Below are 19,473 nucleotides of genomic sequence, written 5' to 3' on the forward strand. Positions count from 1 at the left end.
CAGCCCAATTCTCACGTCAACCGGTATTTTTATTCAGCCTAGACGATTTTTTCTTCCTGGCCTGGAAACCAGACAAACGATGAGATAGCGCCGGCAGTCGCACCAACAGCAATACGACCGCGATAGACGCATAAAGCGCCCAACGCCCTGCGTCAGCACGTACCACCCAGAGCATGTGTAGCAGAACGATTAGCAACACCGGATACACAAGACGGTGCAGCTGTTTCCAGCGCTTGCCTAACTTACGCATGCTCCAGCGGGTCGAAGTTGCCGCAAGCGCCAGAAGCCCCAAAAGAGCCAGCGCACCTAGGGCTATATAAGGCCGCTCAACCAACTCGGTGCCGAAGCTGCCGAAATCGAAGCCCAGCAGAAAATAAAGATAAGCAGACAAGTGAAGCACCGCATAGGCAAACGCCCACAAGCCCAGCTGTCGACGACATGAAATCCAGCCTGCCCAACCGCTCAACCGTTGCAACGGCGTCATCATTAACGAACACAGCAGGAAAACCAGAGCCCCCTGCCCCAGGTTATCGACCAGCACTTTGCCTGGGTCCGGCCCTAGCGCGGCGGTAGCCGCCAGATACAACCAATAGAAAGGCACGCTAGCGGCGACAAGGAATATCATCAGCCGCCACCAGAAATGGCGCATCAGTACTCCCGACTTAGATCCATTCCGGCATACAGATGCGAAACCTGATCTGCATAACCATTGAACAGTAGGGTTTCGCGAATGTTCGGACTGAAGAGACTTCCGGGCAGTCGCCGCTCCCGGGCTTGAGACCAGCGAGGATGGGAGACCTGCGGATTGACGTTGGCGTAGAAACCATACTCTTCAGGCGCCATCTTCTGCCAAGTGGTTTGCGGCTGCTCACGCACGAAACTAATGCGCACGATGGACTTGATACTTTTGAACCCGTACTTCCAGGGAACCACCAAGCGAAGTGGTGCACCATTTTGGTTGGGGAGCACACGCCCGTACATCCCGACCGCCAATAACGTGAGCGGATGCATTGCCTCGTCCATTCTGAGCCCTTCGACATAGGGCCAGTCGATGAGTGAAAAGCCGGCGCGCATTCCCGGCATCTGCTCTGGGCGAGCCAAGGTTTCGAAACGTACATATTTCGCCGCAGAGGTTGGTGTTAGCCGCTGTATCAGCTCGGCCAGAGGAATACCCAACCACGGAATAACCATTGACCAAGCTTCAACGCAACGCAGACGATAGATGCGCTCTTCGAGCTGACTCGGCACGAACAGATCCTCTATTGAGTACTGTCCTGGATGCTCGACCTCCCCATCGACCGTGACGGTCCAGGGCTCGGTAACCATGCGTGCCGCATGCCGTGCCGGATCCCCCTTGTCCGGACCGAACTCGTAGAAGTTATTGTAATGCGAGGCATCGCGGTAGGGCGTTAGGCTCTCGTCGTCTGGCAAATTTTGCCAGCGTGCGTGCAGCAGCTTGTCATCGAACCAAGCCGGTGCCTCCGCAACAGGAACCTCTGCATATCGCCCTGCTTCGGCCCAAGAAAAGCGGGGGAAAGCTGCAAGCGTCGCTGAAGCGGCCAGCCCTTTCAAGATCCGACGCCGCTCCAGATATACCTCTTCGGGAGTTACCTGATGTTCACGGCAATCGCCAGCGTTGGGAATCTTGATCAGCATGTGAACTCCGCTGCCTAGGGACTGGGCTTATACCGGACAGTGGATCGGGAGATACCTCAGTTGTCGACACGCTTGTTACGACGCATCAGAAACTGCACCGGACCGGAGGCTGCATAAGCCAGGAAGATCAACAGTAGCACTCGCGGCGGATCACTGAAGACAACTGCAAAGACCAGTACCACGACAAGAATGGCTACGAAGGGCACCCGCCCCTTAAGGTCGAGGTCTTTGAAACTGTAGTACTTGATGTTGCTGACCATCAACAGGCCAGCCGCGGCCACCAATAGCGCAAAGAGCATGACTAGCGCCAAAGGGAGATCCACACCCTTTACCCCCGCCTCATCCAGCGCCCACACAGCCCATACCGAACCAGCTACCACACCTGCCGCCGCTGGACTGGCAAGACCTATAAACCAGCGTTTGTCGACCTTACCTATCTGGGTATTGAAGCGGGCCAGACGCAGCGCAGCGCAAGCGACATAGATGAACGCCACGGCCAGTCCGACATTACCCAACTCGGACAATGCCCATTCATAGGCCAGAATCGCTGGCGCCAAACCGAACGCCACCATATCGGAAAGTGAGTCATATTCAGCACCGAAGGCACTCTGGGTATTGGTCAGGCGAGCCACGCGCCCATCGAGACCATCGAGCACCATCGCTACGAAAACGGTTGCCGCAGCAACATAGAAATTGCCGTTTATTGCAGTAATGATGCAAAAGAATCCGGCAAACAGATTGGCGGTAGTGAACAGATTGGGGAGCAGGTAAATACCGCGATGGCGAACTTTATGGCCTTCGGAATCCTGGATTTCTTCGACATGCTCGTCGATAGGCAGCAGACTTTCCGGCTCGACTGACTTGTTCGGCTCTTCCGGATGCTCACTCATGTAAATTCACCTTACTGCAGGTTTGAATAATTTCGACCGACCCTGGCACAGGCGGTTCATCCTGAGACCATCACCGTTTTTATACCAGATTGAAGCCTGGCCCAACGAAAGAACGCGGCCTGGGCCGCGTTCCTTTTCAAGCAGAACCGCTATCAGTTCTTGGTCTTGTCGACGATCTTGTTTGCAGCGATCCAAGGCATCATCGCGCGCAGCTTCTCGCCGACCACTTCGATGCCATGGGCAGCGTTGTTACGACGATAGGCAGTCATCGACGGGTAGTTGGTAGCACCTTCGCTGATGAACATCTTCGCGTACTCGCCGTCCTGAATGCGCTTCAGGGCATTACGCATGGCGGCGCGGGACTCGGCGTTGATCACCTCAGGGCCGGTCACGTACTCGCCGTACTCGGCGTTGTTGGAGATCGAGTAGTTCATGTTGGCGATGCCGCCTTCGAACATCAGATCGACGATCAACTTCAGCTCGTGCAGGCACTCGAAGTAGGCCATTTCCGGCGCGTAGCCAGCTTCGACCAACGTTTCGAAGCCGGCCTTGACCAGCTCGACGCAACCGCCGCACAGAACAGCCTGCTCGCCGAACAAGTCGGTTTCGGTCTCGTCCTTGAAGGTGGTTTCGATGATACCGGTACGACCGCCGCCCACACCCGAAGCGTAGGACAGAGCAACATTCTTGGCGTTGCCGGAAGCATCCTGATAGATGGCGATCAGGTCAGGAATACCACCGCCCTTGACGAACTCGGAGCGCACGGTGTGACCCGGAGCCTTCGGCGCGATCATGATCACGTCCAGATCAGCACGTGGTACGACCTGGTTGTAGTGGATCGAGAAACCGTGGGCGAAGGCCAGGGTGGCACCCTTTTTCAGGTTCGGCTCGATTTCATCCTGATACAGACGACCCTGGAATTCGTCCGGGGTCAGGATCATCACCACATCGGCGGCAGCAACGGCAGCGGCGACATTGTCGACCTTCAGGCCATGAGCTTCAGCTTTGGCGACCGATGGCGAACCCGCACGCAGACCAACGGTAACGTCCACACCCGAATCCTTCAGGTTGCACGCATGCGCGTGACCCTGGGAGCCGTAGCCGATGATTGCGACCTTCTTGCCCTGAATGATGGAAAGATCACAATCTTTGTCGTAGAAAACTTTCATTGAATTACCCCAGTTACTGGCCGTTCGGGCCATTCGATAAAACGTGTTAGATGCTCAGCACTTTGTCGCCACGGGAAATCCCGGTGACACCGCTGCGCACGACTTCCAGGATCGATGCGGTACCGACGGCCTGGATGAAACTGTCCAACTTGTCGGTCGTGCCGGCCAGCTGGATGGTGTAGACGTTGGTGGTGACGTCGACGATCTGTCCACGGAAGATGTCGGTGGTGCGCTTGACCTCGGCACGCTGTGCGCCAGTAGCCTTCACCTTGATCAGCATCAGTTCGCGTTCGATGTGCGCGCTTTCAGACAGATCCACAAGCTTGACCACCTCGATCAGCTTGTTGAGGTTTTTGGTGATCTGCTCGATCACCTCCTCGTGCCCGACAGTCGTCAGGGTCAGGCGCGACAGCGTCGGGTCCTCGGTCGGCGCAACCGTTAGGCTCTCGATATTGTAGTTGCGCTGCGAGAACAGCCCAACTACACGGGACAGCGCGCCTGGTTCGTTTTCCATCAACAGGGAAATGATGTGTCTCATGATCAGGTCCGCTCCGTCTTGCTGAGCCACATGTCGCGCATGGCACCGTCTTTGATCTGCATCGGGTAGACGTGCTCACTGGTATCGACAGCGATATCAAGGAATACCAGCCGATCCTTCATGGCAAAGGCCTCTTCCATTTTCGGTTTGAGATCCTTCAGATCGGTGATGCGCATGCCGACGTGCCCGTAGGCTTCAGCCAGCCTGACGAAGTCAGGCAGCGACTCCATGTAGGAGTGCGAGTAGCGGCTGTTGTACACCATGTCCTGCCACTGGCGGACCATGCCCAACGCACCGTTGTTGAGGTTGATGATCTTCACCGGCAGATCGTACTGCAGGCAGGTAGACAGTTCCTGGATATTCATCTGGATACTGCCCTCGCCGGTAACGCAGGCGACATCGGCTTCGGGAAAGTTCAGCTTCACGCCCATGGCTGCCGGCAGGCCGAAGCCCATGGTGCCGAGGCCGCCCGAGTTGAGCCAACGGTTGGGCTTGTCGAACTTGTAGTACTGGCAAGCGAACATCTGGTGCTGGCCAACGTCCGACGCTACATAAGCCTCGCCCCTGGTCACTTCGCAGAGCATTTCGATGGCGGCCTGCGGCTTGATGATGCTGCCGTCGCCTTTATCGTAAGGGAACAGGCCACGGTTGCCGCGCCACTCATCGATCTGCTTCCACCAGCTGGCGACCGTCTCGGCGTTCGGCGCCTGGCCGATTTCCTTGACGATGGCGACCATCTCGGTCAACACGCTGCCCACTGGGCCGACGATCGGAATGTCGGCCTTGATCGTCTTGGAGATGGATGCCGGATCAATGTCGATGTGGATAATCTTGGCGTTCGGGCAGAACTTCGCCGCACCATTGATCACGCGATCATCAAAGCGCGCACCGACCGCCAGAATCACATCGGCATGGTGCATGGCCAGGTTGGCGGTGTAGCTGCCGTGCATGCCGAGCATGCCGACGAACTGGCGATCGCTACCCGGATAGCAACCCAAGCCCATCAGGGTGTTAGTCACGGGCAGATTGAGCATCTTCGCCAGCTCGGTCAGCTGTGCGGAAGCCCCACCCAGAATCACGCCGCCACCGGCGTAGATAATGGGCCGCTTGGCCGCCAGCAACAACTCCGCCGCCTTGCGAATCTGCCCGGAGTGACCGCGCAGCGCAGGTCCGTAGGACCGCAGCTTGGCCTTCTTGGGGTAGACGTATTCGAATTTCTCGGCCGGGTTGGTCATATCCTTCGGGATATCAACGACCACCGGACCAGGACGCCCGGACTCGGCGAGGTAGAACGCCTTCTTCATCACCTCGGGGATTTCCGAAGGATGCTTGATCATGAAGCTGTGCTTCACGATGGGCCGGGAGATACCGATCATGTCGGTTTCCTGGAAGGCATCGGTGCCGACCATGTTGCTCGGAACCTGACCGGAAATGACCACCATCGGGATCGAGTCCATGAAAGCGGTAGCAATGCCGGTGATGGCATTGGTCGCACCAGGACCGGAGGTCACCAACACCACGCCGGCCTTGCCGGTTGCCCGTGCATAGCCATCGGCCATGTGGGTGGCGGCCTGCTCATGACGAACCAGAATGTGCTCGATGGACTTTTCCTTGAAAAGCGCATCGTAGATATGCAGAACGGCACCACCCGGGTACCCATAGATGTACTTAACGCCTTCGTCGCGCAAAAAGCGGACGAGCATTTCAGCGCCGGATAATAATTCCACGTTGTTCACCTCTAAAACGCCAGATAGCCGCTCCGCGCCGGACCGGCCAGAAATAGGTTTTACTGCTCAGCAGCGCATGAGCGACGGTGGTCGCCGACTACGTCAGCTACTGACTAAGCAAGTACCAGGAAAACCCCATAGTATTGCGGGGCGCTCCTCCCAGCGCGAGGTAACGCGTTGCGGGTGCAGCAAGTCGGCGCGGGTATGCACCTTTATGGATGACCGAAAACCGCTTGTTCAGCGTCGTCGGAACAGCAAGCATGGAATTGTTCGGATTAGACCCTGCCAAGTCAAGCCTGCTGATGCCTTCCGACTGTTTTCAGCTGTGATCCAGCGCAGAATGAGGGGCCGGAGGTTTTGCGTATAGTACCGACCTGGTACTGCATCCACAGAAGGGATAAGCATGCGTTCGACTATTCTCGCGGGCGGTCTGCTGCTCGCATTGAGCGGCAGCGTGATGGCCGGCCAGATTTACAAATGGGTGGACGCACAGGGCGTCACGCATTTTGGCGCGCAACCGCCTCAAGGCCAGGCAGTGGAAACGCTCAATACCGCTGCGCCGCCCCCCAAAACTGCATCTGCAGAACCTGCCGAAGCGCAAGCAACTGACGAAACCGAGCAGCGCGATATCGAGCGCCAGGTCAAAAAACAGGTGGTCGCGCAGGAAGCCCAGCGCCAGCAATACTGCACGTCACTGCGCACGAATCTGGCGCAATTGCAGAACAATCCCCGGGTACGCGTGGAAGAGGATGGAGAGGTGCGACGCCTGAACGAAGAAGAACGCCAGGCGCGCATTGCCGAAGCCAGGCAGAAGATTGCCGACACCTGCGACTGAGCGCGATCACCACTCACCAGACGGTTAGCTGGCGAGGTTCAATGCTCACCGTGACTGATCAGCAGATCAAAGCGTTTCAGTGCCTCAAGCAGGCCGGCAACAGACTGCGGAGCATCACGGTAGACCATCTCCGCCATCGCCAGAATGCCGGAAACGGCTGGCAACGCCGCACCGCTTTCCAGGATTGCCTTCATGCGCGGCAGGAAAACCCACTGCAACCACTGTTCGAACGACAACGTATCCACACAGAACGGCTCGCGACTGGCAAGGGCCTGCGGATCGGGTGACAAGGCCTCCCACACCCCCAGTACACGCAGTTCGCGCTCAATCAGCAAAAGCTGTTCAGCCAGCTCTGGAACGCGACTATCCATCACCGCGCCCCATTACAGCGAAACCCTGGCGCGCTCGCGAGCCTGCGCAGCCCCCGCGGCATTGCCCTGACGCTCGCGCGCCTGCGCAATCAGCTCCCATAGACTCGCCTGTAACGCCGGACGATCGCCAGCATAGCTCAGCCCGCGCCGCGCAAGCTGCTCCGCCTGTACTGCATCACCCTGGGCAAGACGCACCTCGGCCAGACGGTAAAGTACTTGCGGCTCCCGTGGCGCAATGCGCTGGGCGCGCTCGAGGCTGGACGCGGCGCCATTGAGGTCTCCACCGCCCTGCTGCTGCTGAGCCGTGGTCAGCAGCGCCAGCACCGGGCCATCGAGCCGCTCATCGGCAGAAAGCCCCCCGCCCGAGGGAATGCCACTGGGCATTGGCTGACCCTGCACCGGAGCCTGAGGCGCTGGCGCAGGAGGCGTCCAGGGTTCGGACGCTCCAGGTGCCGGGTCGACCGAGCCACTGAACGTCGCATCAGGTGCAGGAAAGGTCTGCAGGGGGGCAGAATTCTGCTGCGGCACCATGACCATTACTCCCGCATCCCCGGAACCCGGCTGCACACCCTGCTGAGACACAGGCGTGCCGCTAGAGCGGTAGGCCTGCCGCGCCGCCACCTCCTCGGATACCGGCGCACCGGAATCAACCACAGGTATCGCGCCCCGATTGACCGTTGCACAGCCCTGCGTCAGCGCTGCAGCCACCAGAACAACCATCCATCGCTTGTTGCTCAACATTCAAACCTCATAATCGTTTCATGCAGCCAACAGTGTTGTTTCATGCATCCGGGAGTTTCAACGCAACCAGCCGCGAACCCAGTCCATTACCGATTCGGCAGGCGCCTGGATACCGCAGCCTGGCCCTGCCGCGGGCTCACTGCCACGAATATAGGGCATCTGTACCGCACCAGGACAATTCTCAGCCGTACCCTGCCCGGTCTGTGCATCAATCCAGGCCATTACGACATTATCCGGCATCGGCATCTGCAGCGGCAGCGGGTCCGCGCGGCGCATGAAGTCGGCCCAGACCTGCAATGCACCCGTGGCGCCTGTCAGTGAAGTCTTGCCATTGTCGTCGCGGCCCAGCCAGACCACTGCCAGCAAGTCCTGACTGAAGCCCGCGAACCAGCTGTCACGCGAATCATTGGTGGTACCGGTCTTGCCCGCGAGCGCCAACGATCTGGGGAGCTGGTTGTAGACAGAGCGCCCTGTGCCTTCAAGCATGGCGCGCTGCATGGCGTACTGAGTCAGATAAATCGCACCCGCATCGAAACGCTGCTGAATCTTGAACGGATAGCGACTCAGCGGCTCGCCATCAGCCGCGACAACACTCCGAATGCCCCGCAACGGCGTATTGAAACCCCCATTGGCGAGCGTCTGATACATGTCCGCCACTTCGATAAGACGCAACCCGCCCGCCCCCAACAGCATTGAAGGATAAGCCGGCCACTGCGGTGAAGCCCCTAGCCGTTCAAGTGTCTTCAAGACATGCGGCACACCCAGGTCCAGCCCCAGCCTGGCCGTGGAGAGATTGTAGGAACTGGCCAGCGCCTGGTAGAGATAAACTGCACCGTGAGCGTTGCGCCCGTAGTTCTGCGGCCTCCAGACCTGGCCATCCGCACCCTTGACCGAAAATGGCTCATCTTCCAGCAGGCTGGTCAAGGTGTACTGGCTGGGTTTCTCCAGGGCTGCCAGGTAGATTGCCGGCTTGATCAGCGATCCAATGGGCCTCGAGGCATCCAGCGCCCGATTGAAGCCGGCAAATCCTGGCTGACGACCACCCAGCATCGCCTGCAGCTCTCCGGTTTCCGGATTGGTCACCAGCATCGCGCCTTCGACACCTTCGGCTGCTTTACCGAGGCGCTTGAGCGTCTCGGTCATGGCCTTTTCGGCTTTAGCCTGCAGAATCGGATCGAAACTGGTGAATATGCGCAAACCTTCTTCAGTCAGATCCTCGTCACGATACTCTTCACGCAGCTGACGTTTGACCAGATCGAGAAACGCCGGGTAGGAGCTGTCAGCCAGACTGCCACGCGGCGTCACACCCAGCGGTTTCTGCTTGGCCGCAGCCGCCGTCTCGGAGTCAATCACCTGCTGCTCGACCAGCATGTCAAGAATCAGATTACGCCGCTCCAGCGCGCGCTCCGGATTTCGCCGGGGGTTGTAATAAGTCGGCCCCTTGACCATACCGACCAGCAGAGCGACGTGTTGCACCTGCAATTCGACCAGTGGGCGACCGAAGAAATACTGACTGGCCAGGCCAAAACCATGGATCGCCCGCCGGCCATCCTGTCCCAGAAAAACCTCGTTGAGGTACGCCTCGAGAATCTCCCGCTTGTCGTAATGCAGCTCCAGCAGGATCGCCATCATCGCCTCGGTGGCCTTACGGCTGAGGCTGCGCTCGTTGGTCAGATAGAAGTTCTTGACCAGCTGCTGGGTCAGGGTACTGCCGCCCTGACGCACCCCGCCGGCGCTCAGGTTGACCCAGGCGGCACGGGCGATGGACTTGGGCGAAACGCCGAAGTGATCGAAGAACTCCCGATCCTCGACCGCGACCAGGGTTTCCAGCAGATAAGGCGGCGCCTGCTCCAGCTTGATCAGGATGCGATCTTCGTTATGCGCCGGATAGAGCCCGCCAATCACCAGGGGTTCGAGTCGCGCCACCGGCAGTTCGACATTGTTGCCGCGAGTCAGGCTCGCGACGAAATCACCAGAGAAGCGCACCCGGATACGCTGAGACTCCTCGATACCCTCATAAAAATGGAATCCGCGTGTGTGCATCTCAATGGTGTTGCCGGCAACCGAAACCACGCCAGGCCCATCAACCGCACGCTCACGGCGGTACCCCAGCGCATCGAGCTCCGTCAGGAAGTCATCCTTGTCGAGCTTCTGCCCGACGAACAACTCCAGCGGGCGTGCAAACACGGTTGCCGGGATCGTCCAGCGCTTGCCGGAAAACTTTTCCTGAACCACCGCATCCAGATAAATGGCCACGCCGGCGAGTATCACCAGCGCCACGAGAAACAGCTTTACAGCCCAGCCAAGCCAGGGCCGGAAACCGCCGGATCGGCGCCTTGAACGGGAACGTGGGGAGCGTGCTTTAGTCATGGCGGCGGATTATACGCACTTTGATCATCCGGGAATGCGGCCTCCTGGCGGTTTGCAGGTCACTCCCGGATGGACATAATGGTGCGTTTTCAAACGGTGTGAGCTTCGTTCCGATATCCCTCACATGTTCGTACAACATACCTACAAGGAATGACCGTGAGCCAAGCACTGATTGCCGCATTGCAAAATCCGGCCCTCTACTCCCATCCGGTCGACGGCTTCCGGGTCATCGAAACACATATTTCCTGGGTCATCCTGACCGGCACCTATGCCTACAAGATGAAAAAGCCGGTGGATTTCGGCTTTCTCGACTTTACCGAACTGGCCTCGCGCAAGCATTTCTGCGAGCAGGAACTGAATCTGAACCAGCGCATGGCGCCCGACCTGTATGTGCAGGTGCTGCCCATTACCGGCAGTGTTGAAGCTCCGGTTCTAGGCGGTGACGGCGAACCCATCGAATACCTGCTGCAAATGCACGAATTCCCGCAGACCCAGCTCCTGGCAGAAGTGCAGGCGCGCGGCGAGCTGGCCGACGCCCATATCGACGCCCTTGCCGAGCAGATCGCCCATTTCCACCAGGGCATTCCTCAGGTACCCGAAGGCCACCCGCTGAACAGTGCCGAGGCGATCGTCGCGCCCATGCGACAGAACTTCGAGCAGATCCGTCCCCTGCTAACCGAACAGGCCGACCTGCAACAGCTGGATGCATTGATCGACTGGACAGAAACCAGCATCGAGCGCCTCTATCCTTTGCTGGAGCAGCGCAGTCAACAAGGTTTTATCCGCGAATGCCACGGCGACCTGCATCTGGGCAACGCTGCCCTGATCAACGACCAGGTGGTGTTGTTCGACTGTATCGAATTCAACGAACCCTTCCGCCTGATCGATATCGCTTCCGACGCCGCCTTCCTGGCAATGGATCTGGAAGATCGCGGCCTGAAGTGCCAGGCACGGCGCTTCCTCAATGACTGGCTGGAGCGCACCGGCGATTACGCCGCACTGGAGCTGATCAACCTGTACAAGGCCTACCGCGCCCTGGTGCGGGCCAAGGTCAACCTGTTCAGGCTGTACCAGGAGCAGGATGCAGTCGAGCGCAAGGTCATCGTCCGCCAGTACCGCAGCTACGCCAACCTGGCGGAAAGCTACAGCGCGATTCCTTCACGCTTCCTGGCCATCACCCATGGGGTTTCGGCATCCGGCAAAAGCCATGTAGCCCTGCGCCTGGTCGAGGCGTTGGGGATGCTGAGATTGCGCTCTGATGTTGAACGCAAGCGCCTGCATGGCGAGCAACAGGAACAGTCCGAAGAACTGGGTACCGGCATCTACAGTGCCGAAGCCGGCGAGGCCACCTACCAACGACTGCACACCCTGGCCGAAGCCGCACTGCACGCAGGGTTCTCGGTCGTGATCGACGCAACCTACCTCAAGCAGCAGCAACGCCAGGCCGCCTGGCAAGTCGCAGAAGCCACTGGCGTACCGTTTCTCATCATCGATTGCGAAGCTCCCGATGCGGTTATCGAGCAGTGGCTTGCGCAGCGGCAGGTCGAAGGCAGCGATCCGTCCGACGCAACCATGGAGGTGGTCAAGGCACAGCAGGCCTCGCGCGAACCCCTGAGTGAAAGCGAGCAGCTGCTCAGCCGACGTCTGGACACGCCCGATGCCGCTAGCCTGGACAATCTACTGGCAGCCATTCGTCAGCGGCTGCCGGGGCTCTGACAGTCGTCGCAGAGCGCCAGCTACTGAGGCAACAAACGCAACCTGTAGGCGCGGGCAGAAGCCGGCGCTGCCTCTATACTTGTGCAGGTCTGCCTGCGCAAAAGCGGGCTGTGGGCAGCGCTGAACGGCGGCGCAAGCCGCCCCACTTCCTCACCGGCCACCCTGGCCGATAAGGACGCCATGCACGACGAATTGCTGACCCTTAAAAACCTCGGCAAGACTTCCGCACAATGGCTGCACGCATCCGGCATCCATACTCTGGAAGACCTGCGCCGCCTCGGTGCGGTCGGTGCCTACCAGGCGGTCAAGTCTCGCGGCTTCAGCGCCTCTCGCGTACTGCTCTACGCCGTCGAGGGCGCCCTGCGCGATAGCGACTGGAAGGCGCTGCCTGCATCGGTCAAGGATGAACTGAACCGGCACCTGGACCCTTCCAGACACACCAACAAGAGCTAGCTCACAACCTGCACGTGACGCGATTTACTCCTCGCCGGCGCGGCGCTTATTGTTGGCGCGCGCAACGCCCAACTATTTGTAAGCTCGTTTGTTCAAGGATTACCGTCATGTATCTACTCGGAGAACAGCCAGCCTACGCCGACCGCCTGATCAATCGCCTGCAGGAAATCCCAGCCCAGCTGCTGGAAGGCCTGACGCCATCCGGTGCGACTATCGAGATCGGCAGCTCCGAGGACCTGAACGGAGAACTGCCCGGTCAGCAGCTGTTTATCATCGAAAGCGGGCTGCTGCATGCGCTGGTCGATGAAAGACCCTTGTTTTATCTGCAGGAAGGCGACCTTCTCGGCCTGCGCCAGGGTATAGAGCTTCCCGACTGCCGCTACCGCAGCGATGAATCGATTCGCCTGATTCCTTATTCACGCAGTGCCGTATTTCGCCATATCCATGCTGACCAGCAGCGTCAGGAACTCTTTACCCAGTACCTTATTGGCCAGACGGCGCTGCTCTCTGACGCACTGGCGCGCCTGAAGCAGCCGGAGATTCAGCCGACGACGGGCTTCCAGCACTTCGCCGCAGGCCAGAAGCTGATTCTCCAGGGGGATGATGCAGAGCATGTCTTCATCATCATCGAAGGCCATGCCGACGCGATTGTCGACGGACAGAAGGTTGGCGACGTACAGCGGGATGAAATATTCGGGGCGATGGCCGTGTTCACCCGCGAAAAGCGCAGCGCCACCGTCATGGCCACAACCCCCTGTACGGTCATGGTGATCCCCAAGGATCAGTTTCTCAGTCTGATGCAAAGCAATCCGAAGATCGCCCATAGCCTGATCGAAAGCATGGCCCGACGCATCGACCTGCTGAACAAGGAAGTTACTCAGCTGCGACTGCCTATCACTGCCTGAGCATTTACGCGCGGTATCTCGGCATGCAGCGGGCTCCAGGGCCAGCTTAAAAATGTCGGATTTATTTTAGAGATGCCCGTTGACACCGAAATGAGAATTGTTACTATTAACGCAACTGATCGCAAGGTCAGCCGGTAAGTTGGAGGGTCCAGGCAGTCGATCTTTCAGGTTATCTCCTCATCAAGCTAATCACGGTTTTGACCCGGCTCTTGCCGGGTCTTTTTTTATCCACGCAGATTATTCTGCCTTGTCACGCCACTTCGCACAGTGGTCCTGCTGCGGCTGTGACGGCGTGAACCAGACGAAGTCAGCCTGTTCGGCACGCACCGCCTCTCCTACTTCAGCAAGTATCAGTACGCGCAGGTCGTGCACGCTTGCCTGCTCCTGCAGATAAAGCGGCACCCCTAAATCACGCCGAACATGAAAGGTGCCCGCCAGTAGCACCGCAGGCTTTGGCGCGGCAGCCAGCTGCTGCGCCATACGCTTGTCACGCTGTTGCTGCACGGCGAGCATCGCCGGCAACTGCGTTTCGGGAAGCATCTGGCAATGCGATGCGCGAATCTGCTCCAGCAATGCGGCCTGAACAGGCGGCGCAGACGGCGCACCGGTCACTGTCGGCACGTCACGATAGATACTGGATATCTCGGTCCGGTCCAGATTCGCGTGTAACAGCGGATAAGGCTGTGCCAGCCCATATTCCACCAGCGGCGCATAGAGCGCCCAGTCCCAGCCCTGCTGCCAGCCCAGCGCTGCAGGCAGGTCGGCAGGAGGCTCTGCCTGATTTATCAGGCCCTGAACCTGAGCGACCTTCTGCTGCTGATCCGGGTTGAGCATCTCCAGCAGAACACTGCCCTGTTCGCGTTGCTGCGCCAGGGCTTGCAGTAACCAGAGCTGCAGTGCGTGATGATCGGGGTTGTCATGGCGCTCCCCCACCAGCACCTGATCGCTGCCGGCCAACTCGTCCAGCAGCTGTTGCGGCGTGAGCGACATACCGCTGCGCAGGTCAATGATCATTCCGAGATCGGCATGTTCCAGCCCCTCGGGGCTTTGCCATACGGGCAGCGGTGGAGCCGACTGACAGGCAGCAAGCAGAACCACAATCAAGGGCAGTAAAAATCGCATCAGTATTCCTCGACGGACATAGCCGGTCAGATCAACAGGTGAATTCAAAGCCACGATATCGGTGGCCACCCAGCATGAAAAGATCGCTCCGGGTAATATCGCAACTCACCAGAAGGAGCCTGCATGATTCGTTTATGCGCAGCGAGCCTGATTGCCGAAGGTCACAGCAAAGGCTTTGAAGTCAATGGCCAGCGCCTGTTCGCCGTGCGCAAGGATGGCGTCGTACATGTTTACGAGAACCGCTGCCCGCACCGCCAGATCCCGCTGGAGTGGCTCCCGGACCAGTTTCTCGATATCAGCGGCAGCCTGATCCAGTGCGCAACCCATGGTGCGCTGTTTCTGATCGACAGTGGCGAGTGCGTCGCCGGGCCCTGCGCAGGGCAAGCGTTACGCGCGCTGCACTGCTGCGAACGGGACGGCATTATCTGGTTGCAAAGTGAAGAGCTGTAGCAGGTCGTTGAAAAACGTAGGCGAAGCTGGCAAAAACAGGCAAGGACGCGGAGTTTAGCGGTCTAAACGAGCAGTTCGAGCCTGTTTTTAACGCAGTATCGCCAACGCAGATAGTTATTCAGCGGTCTGGTAGTGCGACCTTGCGCCCAAGCGGCCACCCACCACGTTGGGTATCATGCCCCCATTGTTGCCTGCGAGATGACCATGCGCCGTTTGCTGAGTCTGCTGATCCTGCTGTTCGCCCTTCCCGCCACCGCGAGTCTGTTCGACAGTCGCCCCAGTTCCACGCTGGGAGGCCTTAACAACAGCGCGGACTTTCTGCCGGTGCATGAAGCCTTCCGCCTGAGCCTGGTGGACGCCACCCCGGAGCGGATCCAGCTGCGCTTCGTCGGTGCCGAAGGCTATTACCTCTATCGGCATCGATTCCAGTTCAAGGCCGACGACGCCAGCGTGATCATTGGCGAGGCACAGCTGCCGGAAGGTGTCCAAAAGACCGACGAGTACTTCGGTGAAATCGAAGCCTACTACGGCGTTCTCGATATCAATTTACCGGTACAGAACCCCGACAACAGGCCTTTCACGCTGCAAGTCGGTTACCAGGGCTGCGCCGACAAGGGGCTCTGCTACCCGCCGGAAACCCAGAGCTTTCGCATCGCTGCAGACGGCACTCCAGCAGCCGTCGGCACCAGCAGCGATAGCGACACCACTGACACCCTGTCCTGGCGCTCGGTCGCACTGTTCTTCCTCGCCGGACTGGGCCTGACTTTCACCCCCTGCGTATTGCCGATGCTGCCGATTCTTTCCGGCGTGGTGCTGCGCGGCCAGACTCGCGGTATGCGCAGTTTCCTGCTGTCGCTTGCCTATGTACTGCCGATGGCGGGAGGGTTTGCCCTGCTCGGTGCCCTGATGGGCGTGTTCGGCGCTGAACTGAATCTGCAGGCACGCCTGCAATCGCCCTGGATACTGGTACCTTTTGCGTTCTTCTTCGTGCTTTTTGCGCTGGCCATGTTTGGCCTGTTCGAACTGCGCCTGCCTCAGTTTCTGAGCAGCCGCCTAGACCGCTTGGCCGGCAATGCCAAGGGCGGCTCATTCATGGGCGCTGCGCTGCTGGGTACCGTTTCCAGCCTGCTGGTATCACCTTGTGTATCCGCGCCGCTGGCCGGCGCACTGCTCTACATCAGCGCCAGTGGCGATGCCCTGGGCGGCGGCCTGAAGCTCTTCGCCCTGGGCCTGGGCATGGGCGCACCGCTGGTAGTGTTCGCCACCGGTGGCGGCGCACTGCTGCCCAAGAGCGGCCCCTGGATGCTCACGGTACGCAACGTTTTCGGTGTTCTGCTGCTCGCCGTGGCGGTGTGGATGCTCGAACGCGTGCTGCCGGGGTCCCTGGCACTGGCCTTGTGGGGACTACTCGCCGCTGGCGCAGCGCTATTCCTCGGCACCCTGGAGTTCACCTCCAAAACACCACGACAGAAGCTCGCACAACTGCTGGGCCTGGTGTTACTGGTCTACGCCCTGGCTGCCTGGGTCGGTGCGCTGCAAGGTGGCTCAGACCCGCTGCGGCCACTGCCGCGCGCCACACTGGCTGCAGGCAGTACCGTGGAAGCGGAGGGCTGGCATACCCTCTCGACACCGGCGGCTCTCGACGCGCAACTCTTGGCGGCGCGCGCCGCCGGACAACCACTCATGCTCGACTGGTATGCCGACTGGTGTATCAGTTGCAAGGTGATTGAGCGCGAAGTATTTGCCGACCCACTGATCGCCCCGCGCCTGGCCGACTATCGCCTGATTCGCTTTGACATCACCGACAGCAATGCGGAACAGCGCGCCCTGCTGGATCGCTACAAGCTGTTCGGCCCGCCCGCTGTGCTCTTCTTCGATGGCGCCGGGCAGGAAATGAACGAAATCCGCGTCGTCGGTGAAATCACTGCCAGGCAGTTCACCGAACGCCTGGACCGCGCCGAGGCCTTGCGCTGAGGGCGAATACGCTGAAATCCCTGCAGCAAACTCCAGCCATAATGCGGGCATTTACGCCGATTGCAGCATGACTGGACAGTCAACCCCCGCTTCATGCATAGTTTTTCCCCTTACTGGTCGGCCCAGCCTCTACCGGCACGACCGCGCATAAAAACAAGGAACATTCATGGCGACCTTTCTGGTCCTTCATGGCCCCAACCTGAATCTGCTTGGCACACGCGAACCCGGTGTCTATGGCGCGGTGACGCTGGCACAGATCAACCAGGACCTCGAACAGCGTGCTCGCGACGCTGGCCATCATCTGTTGCACCTGCAATCCAATGCAGAGTACGAACTGATCGAGCGCATCCACGCTGCACGCAGCGAAGGCGTGGACTTTATCCTGATCAATCCGGCGGCATTCACACATACCAGCGTCGCGTTACGTGACGCGTTGCTGGCAGTGAGCATCCCATTCATCGAAGTGCACCTCTCCAACGTGCACAAGCGTGAACCATTCCGCCATCACTCCTACTTTTCGGATGTCGCGGTAGGCGTGATCTGCGGCCTTGGCGCCAGCGGCTATCGGCTGGCATTGGAGGCCGCCCTGGAACACCTCGCTGCTTCCTGACGGGCCTGCGCGCAAGCATGCCGGGGCTCGACAAGCGAGCGGCAATACCCTTTGAACTTACCTGGGAGTCAACGCTTCATGGATATTCGCAAAGTCAAGAAACTGATCGAACTGCTGGAAGAGTCGGGCATCGACGAACTGGAGATCCACGAGGGCGAAGAGTCGGTGCGCATCAGCCGCCACAGCAAGCAAGTGGCCATGCAGCAGCCGTTCTACGCTCAGGCCCCCGCCGCCCCGGCACCTGCGCCCGTAGCCGCCGCACCCGTTGCTGATGCCGCTCCGGTCGCACCGAAGCTGAACGGCACCGTCGTCCGCTCGCCGATGGTTGGCACCTTCTACCGCGCCTCCTCGCCGGAATCCAAGCCGTTCGCCGATGTCGGCCAGAGCGTCAAGAAAGGCGACATCCTCTGCATCGTCGAAGCCATGAAGATGATGAACCACATCGAGGCCGAAACCAGCGGCACCATCGAATCCATCCTGGTGGAGAATGGTCAGCCGGTCGAATACGACCAGCCGCTGTTCACCATCGTTTGAACCGCGGAGAGCCAGCGATGTTGGAAAAAGTACTGATCGCAAACCGCGGTGAAATCGCCCTGCGGATATTGCGAGCCTGCAAGGAACTGGGCATCAAGACCGTCGCGGTGCATTCCACTGCCGACCGTGAACTGATGCACCTGGCCCTGGCGGATGAATCCGTCTGCATCGGCCCGCCCCTTGCCACCAATTCCTATCTGCACATTCCGGCGATCATTGCCGCGGCAGAGGTTACCGGCGCCACCGCCATTCACCCCGGCTATGGTTTTCTCGCCGAGAACGCCGATTTCGCCGAGCAGGTGGAAAAATCCGGCTTCGCTTTCGTCGGCCCGAAAGCTGAAACCATTCGCCTGATGGGCGATAAGGTGTCTGCCAAGAACGCCATGATCAAATCCGGCGTGCCCGTGGTTCCCGGCTCCGACGGCCCGCTGCCGGAAGACGAAAAGGAAGCACTGCGCATTGCCCGTGAAGTGGGCTACCCAGTGATCATCAAGGCAGCAGGCGGCGGCGGTGGTCGCGGCATGCGCGTGGTGCACAAGGAAGAAGACCTGATCAAGTCGGCCAAACTGACCCGCACCGAAGCTGGTGCGGCGTTTGGCAACCCGATGGTCTACCTGGAGAAATTCCTCGGCAATCCACGCCACGTGGAAATCCAGGTGCTGTCCGACGGCCAGGGCAACGCCATTCACCTGGGCGACCGCGACTGCTCGCTGCAGCGCCGTCACCAGAAGGTACTGGAAGAAGCGCCAGCCCCCTTCATCGATGAAAAGGCCCGCGCCGAAGTGCTCAAGCGTTGCACCGATGCCTGCGTCGAGATCGGCTACCGGGGCGCCGGCACCTTCGAGTTCCTCTACGAAGACGGTCGCTTCTACTTCATCGAAATGAACACCCGCGTACAGGTCGAGCACCCGGTTACCGAGATGGTCACAGGCGTGGACATCGTCAAGGAAATGCTCAGCATTGCTGCGGGCAACAAGCTGTCGATCAAGCAGGAAGACGTGGTCATCCGTGGCCACTCGCTGGAATGCCGGATCAACGCCGAAGACCCGGAGAAGTTCCTGCCGAGCCCCGGCAAGGTCAAGCATTTCCATGCTCCGGGCGGAAACGGCGTACGCGTCGATTCACACCTGTACAGCGGCTACACGGTTCCGCCGAACTACGATTCACTGATCGGCAAGCTGATCACCTACGGTGCGACGCGCGAAGAAGCCATGGTGCGCATGCGCAATGCCCTGGACGAAATCGTCGTCGACGGCATCAAGACCAACATCCCGCTGCACCGGGATCTGGTTCGTGACGAAGGCTTCTGCAAGGGTGGCGTGAACATCCACTACCTGGAAAAGAAACTGGGTATGGATAAGCACTAAGCTGCAAGCGATATGATGTGCACCCAAAGGGAGCGGCATAGCCGC

At 59.4% G+C, this 19,473-nt stretch carries 19 protein-coding genes; 9 read left to right on the top strand and 10 right to left on the bottom strand.

Translation table 11 applies throughout. The annotated features are described in order from the left end of the window. Window positions 1-16: 16 nt before the first annotated feature. The 6 genes from msrQ to NAV32_RS10790 form a co-directional block, all read right to left on the bottom strand. Window positions 17-649: a protein-methionine-sulfoxide reductase heme-binding subunit MsrQ gene (msrQ, locus tag NAV32_RS10765; RefSeq protein WP_256052792.1), complete on the bottom strand. Its 633-nt coding sequence runs from the start codon at window positions 647-649 to the stop codon at window positions 17-19. Then, window positions 649-1,656, bottom strand: coding sequence for a protein-methionine-sulfoxide reductase catalytic subunit MsrP (gene msrP, locus NAV32_RS10770; RefSeq protein WP_256052793.1), 1,008 nt, complete (start codon window positions 1,654-1,656; stop codon window positions 649-651). Before msrP ends, msrQ begins: the two co-directional genes overlap by 1 nt. A 56-nt stretch (window positions 1,657-1,712) precedes the next feature. Then, entirely contained in the window at window positions 1,713-2,546 is an 834-nt protein-coding gene (pssA, locus tag NAV32_RS10775) for a CDP-diacylglycerol--serine O-phosphatidyltransferase (RefSeq protein WP_256052794.1), read from the bottom strand. Window positions 2,547-2,698: 152 nt separating this feature from the next. Beyond that, window positions 2,699-3,715 carry a ketol-acid reductoisomerase gene (gene ilvC / locus NAV32_RS10780; protein ID WP_256052795.1) on the bottom strand — a complete coding sequence of 339 codons (1,017 nt, stop codon included), beginning with the start codon at window positions 3,713-3,715 and terminating at the stop codon, window positions 2,699-2,701. A 46-nt stretch (window positions 3,716-3,761) separates the two neighbouring features. Next, window positions 3,762-4,253, bottom strand: coding sequence for an acetolactate synthase small subunit (gene ilvN / locus NAV32_RS10785; protein WP_037026062.1), 492 nt, complete (start codon window positions 4,251-4,253; stop codon window positions 3,762-3,764). Between the two features lie 2 nt (window positions 4,254-4,255). Continuing rightward, window positions 4,256-5,980, bottom strand: coding sequence for an acetolactate synthase 3 large subunit (locus NAV32_RS10790; protein WP_256052796.1), 1,725 nt, complete (start codon window positions 5,978-5,980; stop codon window positions 4,256-4,258). 403 nt (window positions 5,981-6,383) lie between these two features. Between NAV32_RS10790 and NAV32_RS10795 the strand changes: the two genes are divergently transcribed. Then, window positions 6,384-6,815 (top strand): DUF4124 domain-containing protein, encoded by a 432-nt coding sequence (locus tag NAV32_RS10795; protein WP_256052797.1) that lies wholly within the window; start codon window positions 6,384-6,386, stop codon window positions 6,813-6,815. 38 nt (window positions 6,816-6,853) lie between these two features. Here the strand turns inward: NAV32_RS10795 and NAV32_RS10800 are convergent, their stop codons facing one another. From NAV32_RS10800 to mrcB, 3 genes are all read right to left on the bottom strand, one after another. Then, on the bottom strand, window positions 6,854-7,186 hold the full coding sequence (locus tag NAV32_RS10800) for a YqcC family protein (RefSeq protein ID WP_256052798.1): 333 nt from the start codon (window positions 7,184-7,186) through the stop codon (window positions 6,854-6,856). 12 nt (window positions 7,187-7,198) lie between these two features. Continuing rightward, window positions 7,199-7,906: a tetratricopeptide repeat protein gene (locus tag NAV32_RS10805; protein WP_256052876.1), complete on the bottom strand. Its 708-nt coding sequence runs from the start codon at window positions 7,904-7,906 to the stop codon at window positions 7,199-7,201. Between the two features lie 78 nt (window positions 7,907-7,984). Continuing rightward, window positions 7,985-10,297 (bottom strand): penicillin-binding protein 1B, encoded by a 2,313-nt coding sequence (gene mrcB / locus NAV32_RS10810; RefSeq protein WP_256052799.1) that lies wholly within the window; start codon window positions 10,295-10,297, stop codon window positions 7,985-7,987. A 156-nt stretch (window positions 10,298-10,453) separates the two neighbouring features. Between mrcB and NAV32_RS10815 the strand changes: the two genes are divergently transcribed. The 3 genes from NAV32_RS10815 to NAV32_RS10825 all read left to right on the top strand — a co-directional run bounded on the left by NAV32_RS10815 (window position 10,454) and on the right by NAV32_RS10825 (window position 13,371). Continuing rightward, window positions 10,454-12,013 (top strand): AAA family ATPase, encoded by a 1,560-nt coding sequence (locus NAV32_RS10815; RefSeq protein ID WP_256052800.1) that lies wholly within the window; start codon window positions 10,454-10,456, stop codon window positions 12,011-12,013. Window positions 12,014-12,193: 180 nt separating this feature from the next. Then, window positions 12,194-12,466 (top strand): TfoX/Sxy family protein, encoded by a 273-nt coding sequence (locus NAV32_RS10820; RefSeq protein WP_256052801.1) that lies wholly within the window; start codon window positions 12,194-12,196, stop codon window positions 12,464-12,466. Between the two features lie 107 nt (window positions 12,467-12,573). Beyond that, complete coding sequence (locus NAV32_RS10825; protein WP_256052802.1) at window positions 12,574-13,371, top strand: cyclic nucleotide-binding domain-containing protein; 798 nt, start codon at window positions 12,574-12,576, stop codon at window positions 13,369-13,371. 237 nt (window positions 13,372-13,608) lie between these two features. On the opposite strand, the gene NAV32_RS10830 is transcribed toward NAV32_RS10825, so the two are convergent. Continuing rightward, window positions 13,609-14,493 carry a ChaN family lipoprotein gene (locus tag NAV32_RS10830; protein ID WP_256052803.1) on the bottom strand — a complete coding sequence of 295 codons (885 nt, stop codon included), beginning with the start codon at window positions 14,491-14,493 and terminating at the stop codon, window positions 13,609-13,611. 123 nt (window positions 14,494-14,616) lie between these two features. Here NAV32_RS10830 and NAV32_RS10835 point away from each other — a divergent pair, with 123 nt between their 5' ends. The 5 genes from NAV32_RS10835 (at window position 14,617) to accC (ending at window position 19,428) form a co-directional block, all read left to right on the top strand. Next, window positions 14,617-14,943: a Rieske (2Fe-2S) protein gene (locus NAV32_RS10835; protein ID WP_256052804.1), complete on the top strand. Its 327-nt coding sequence runs from the start codon at window positions 14,617-14,619 to the stop codon at window positions 14,941-14,943. A gap of 204 nt (window positions 14,944-15,147) precedes the next feature. Continuing rightward, window positions 15,148-16,917, top strand: a complete 1,770-nt coding sequence (locus NAV32_RS10840; RefSeq protein WP_256052805.1) for a protein-disulfide reductase DsbD — start codon at window positions 15,148-15,150, stop codon at window positions 16,915-16,917. Window positions 16,918-17,083: 166 nt separating this feature from the next. After that, on the top strand, window positions 17,084-17,527 hold the full coding sequence (gene aroQ, locus NAV32_RS10845) for a type II 3-dehydroquinate dehydratase (RefSeq protein ID WP_058075647.1): 444 nt from the start codon (window positions 17,084-17,086) through the stop codon (window positions 17,525-17,527). Between the two features lie 78 nt (window positions 17,528-17,605). After that, window positions 17,606-18,061, top strand: a complete 456-nt coding sequence (gene accB, locus NAV32_RS10850; RefSeq protein WP_256052806.1) for an acetyl-CoA carboxylase biotin carboxyl carrier protein — start codon at window positions 17,606-17,608, stop codon at window positions 18,059-18,061. A 17-nt stretch (window positions 18,062-18,078) separates the two neighbouring features. Further along, window positions 18,079-19,428 (top strand): acetyl-CoA carboxylase biotin carboxylase subunit, encoded by a 1,350-nt coding sequence (accC, locus tag NAV32_RS10855; protein WP_256052807.1) that lies wholly within the window; start codon window positions 18,079-18,081, stop codon window positions 19,426-19,428. The last annotated feature ends 45 nt before the right edge of the window (window positions 19,429-19,473 follow it).

The sequence above is a fragment of the Stutzerimonas stutzeri genome (assembly GCF_024448695.1).
Taxonomy (GTDB): Bacteria; Pseudomonadota; Gammaproteobacteria; order Pseudomonadales; family Pseudomonadaceae; genus Stutzerimonas; species Stutzerimonas stutzeri_T.

Bases quoted from the DNA above. Each gene is read 5' to 3' on its own strand.
- NAV32_RS10805 (WP_256052876.1), bottom strand. From the start codon at position 7,906: ATGGTTGTTCTGGTGGCTGCAGCGCTGACGCAGGGCTGTGCAACGGTC.
- msrQ (WP_256052792.1), bottom strand. From the start codon at position 649: ATGCGCCATTTCTGGTGGCGGCTGATGATATTCCTTGTCGCCGCTAGC.
- accB (WP_256052806.1), top strand. From the start codon at position 17,606: ATGGATATTCGCAAAGTCAAGAAACTGATCGAACTGCTGGAAGAGTCG.
- ilvN (WP_037026062.1), bottom strand. From the start codon at position 4,253: ATGAGACACATCATTTCCCTGTTGATGGAAAACGAACCAGGCGCGCTG.
- NAV32_RS10795 (WP_256052797.1), top strand. From the start codon at position 6,384: ATGCGTTCGACTATTCTCGCGGGCGGTCTGCTGCTCGCATTGAGCGGC.
- mrcB (WP_256052799.1), bottom strand. From the start codon at position 10,297: ATGACTAAAGCACGCTCCCCACGTTCCCGTTCAAGGCGCCGATCCGGC.
- NAV32_RS10820 (WP_256052801.1), top strand. From the start codon at position 12,194: ATGCACGACGAATTGCTGACCCTTAAAAACCTCGGCAAGACTTCCGCA.
- ilvC (WP_256052795.1), bottom strand. From the start codon at position 3,715: ATGAAAGTTTTCTACGACAAAGATTGTGATCTTTCCATCATTCAGGGC.
- NAV32_RS10800 (WP_256052798.1), bottom strand. From the start codon at position 7,186: ATGGATAGTCGCGTTCCAGAGCTGGCTGAACAGCTTTTGCTGATTGAG.
- aroQ (WP_058075647.1), top strand. From the start codon at position 17,084: ATGGCGACCTTTCTGGTCCTTCATGGCCCCAACCTGAATCTGCTTGGC.
- NAV32_RS10830 (WP_256052803.1), bottom strand. From the start codon at position 14,493: ATGCGATTTTTACTGCCCTTGATTGTGGTTCTGCTTGCTGCCTGTCAG.
- NAV32_RS10825 (WP_256052802.1), top strand. From the start codon at position 12,574: ATGTATCTACTCGGAGAACAGCCAGCCTACGCCGACCGCCTGATCAAT.
- accC (WP_256052807.1), top strand. From the start codon at position 18,079: ATGTTGGAAAAAGTACTGATCGCAAACCGCGGTGAAATCGCCCTGCGG.
- pssA (WP_256052794.1), bottom strand. From the start codon at position 2,546: ATGAGTGAGCATCCGGAAGAGCCGAACAAGTCAGTCGAGCCGGAAAGT.
- NAV32_RS10835 (WP_256052804.1), top strand. From the start codon at position 14,617: ATGATTCGTTTATGCGCAGCGAGCCTGATTGCCGAAGGTCACAGCAAA.
- NAV32_RS10840 (WP_256052805.1), top strand. From the start codon at position 15,148: ATGCGCCGTTTGCTGAGTCTGCTGATCCTGCTGTTCGCCCTTCCCGCC.
- msrP (WP_256052793.1), bottom strand. From the start codon at position 1,656: ATGCTGATCAAGATTCCCAACGCTGGCGATTGCCGTGAACATCAGGTA.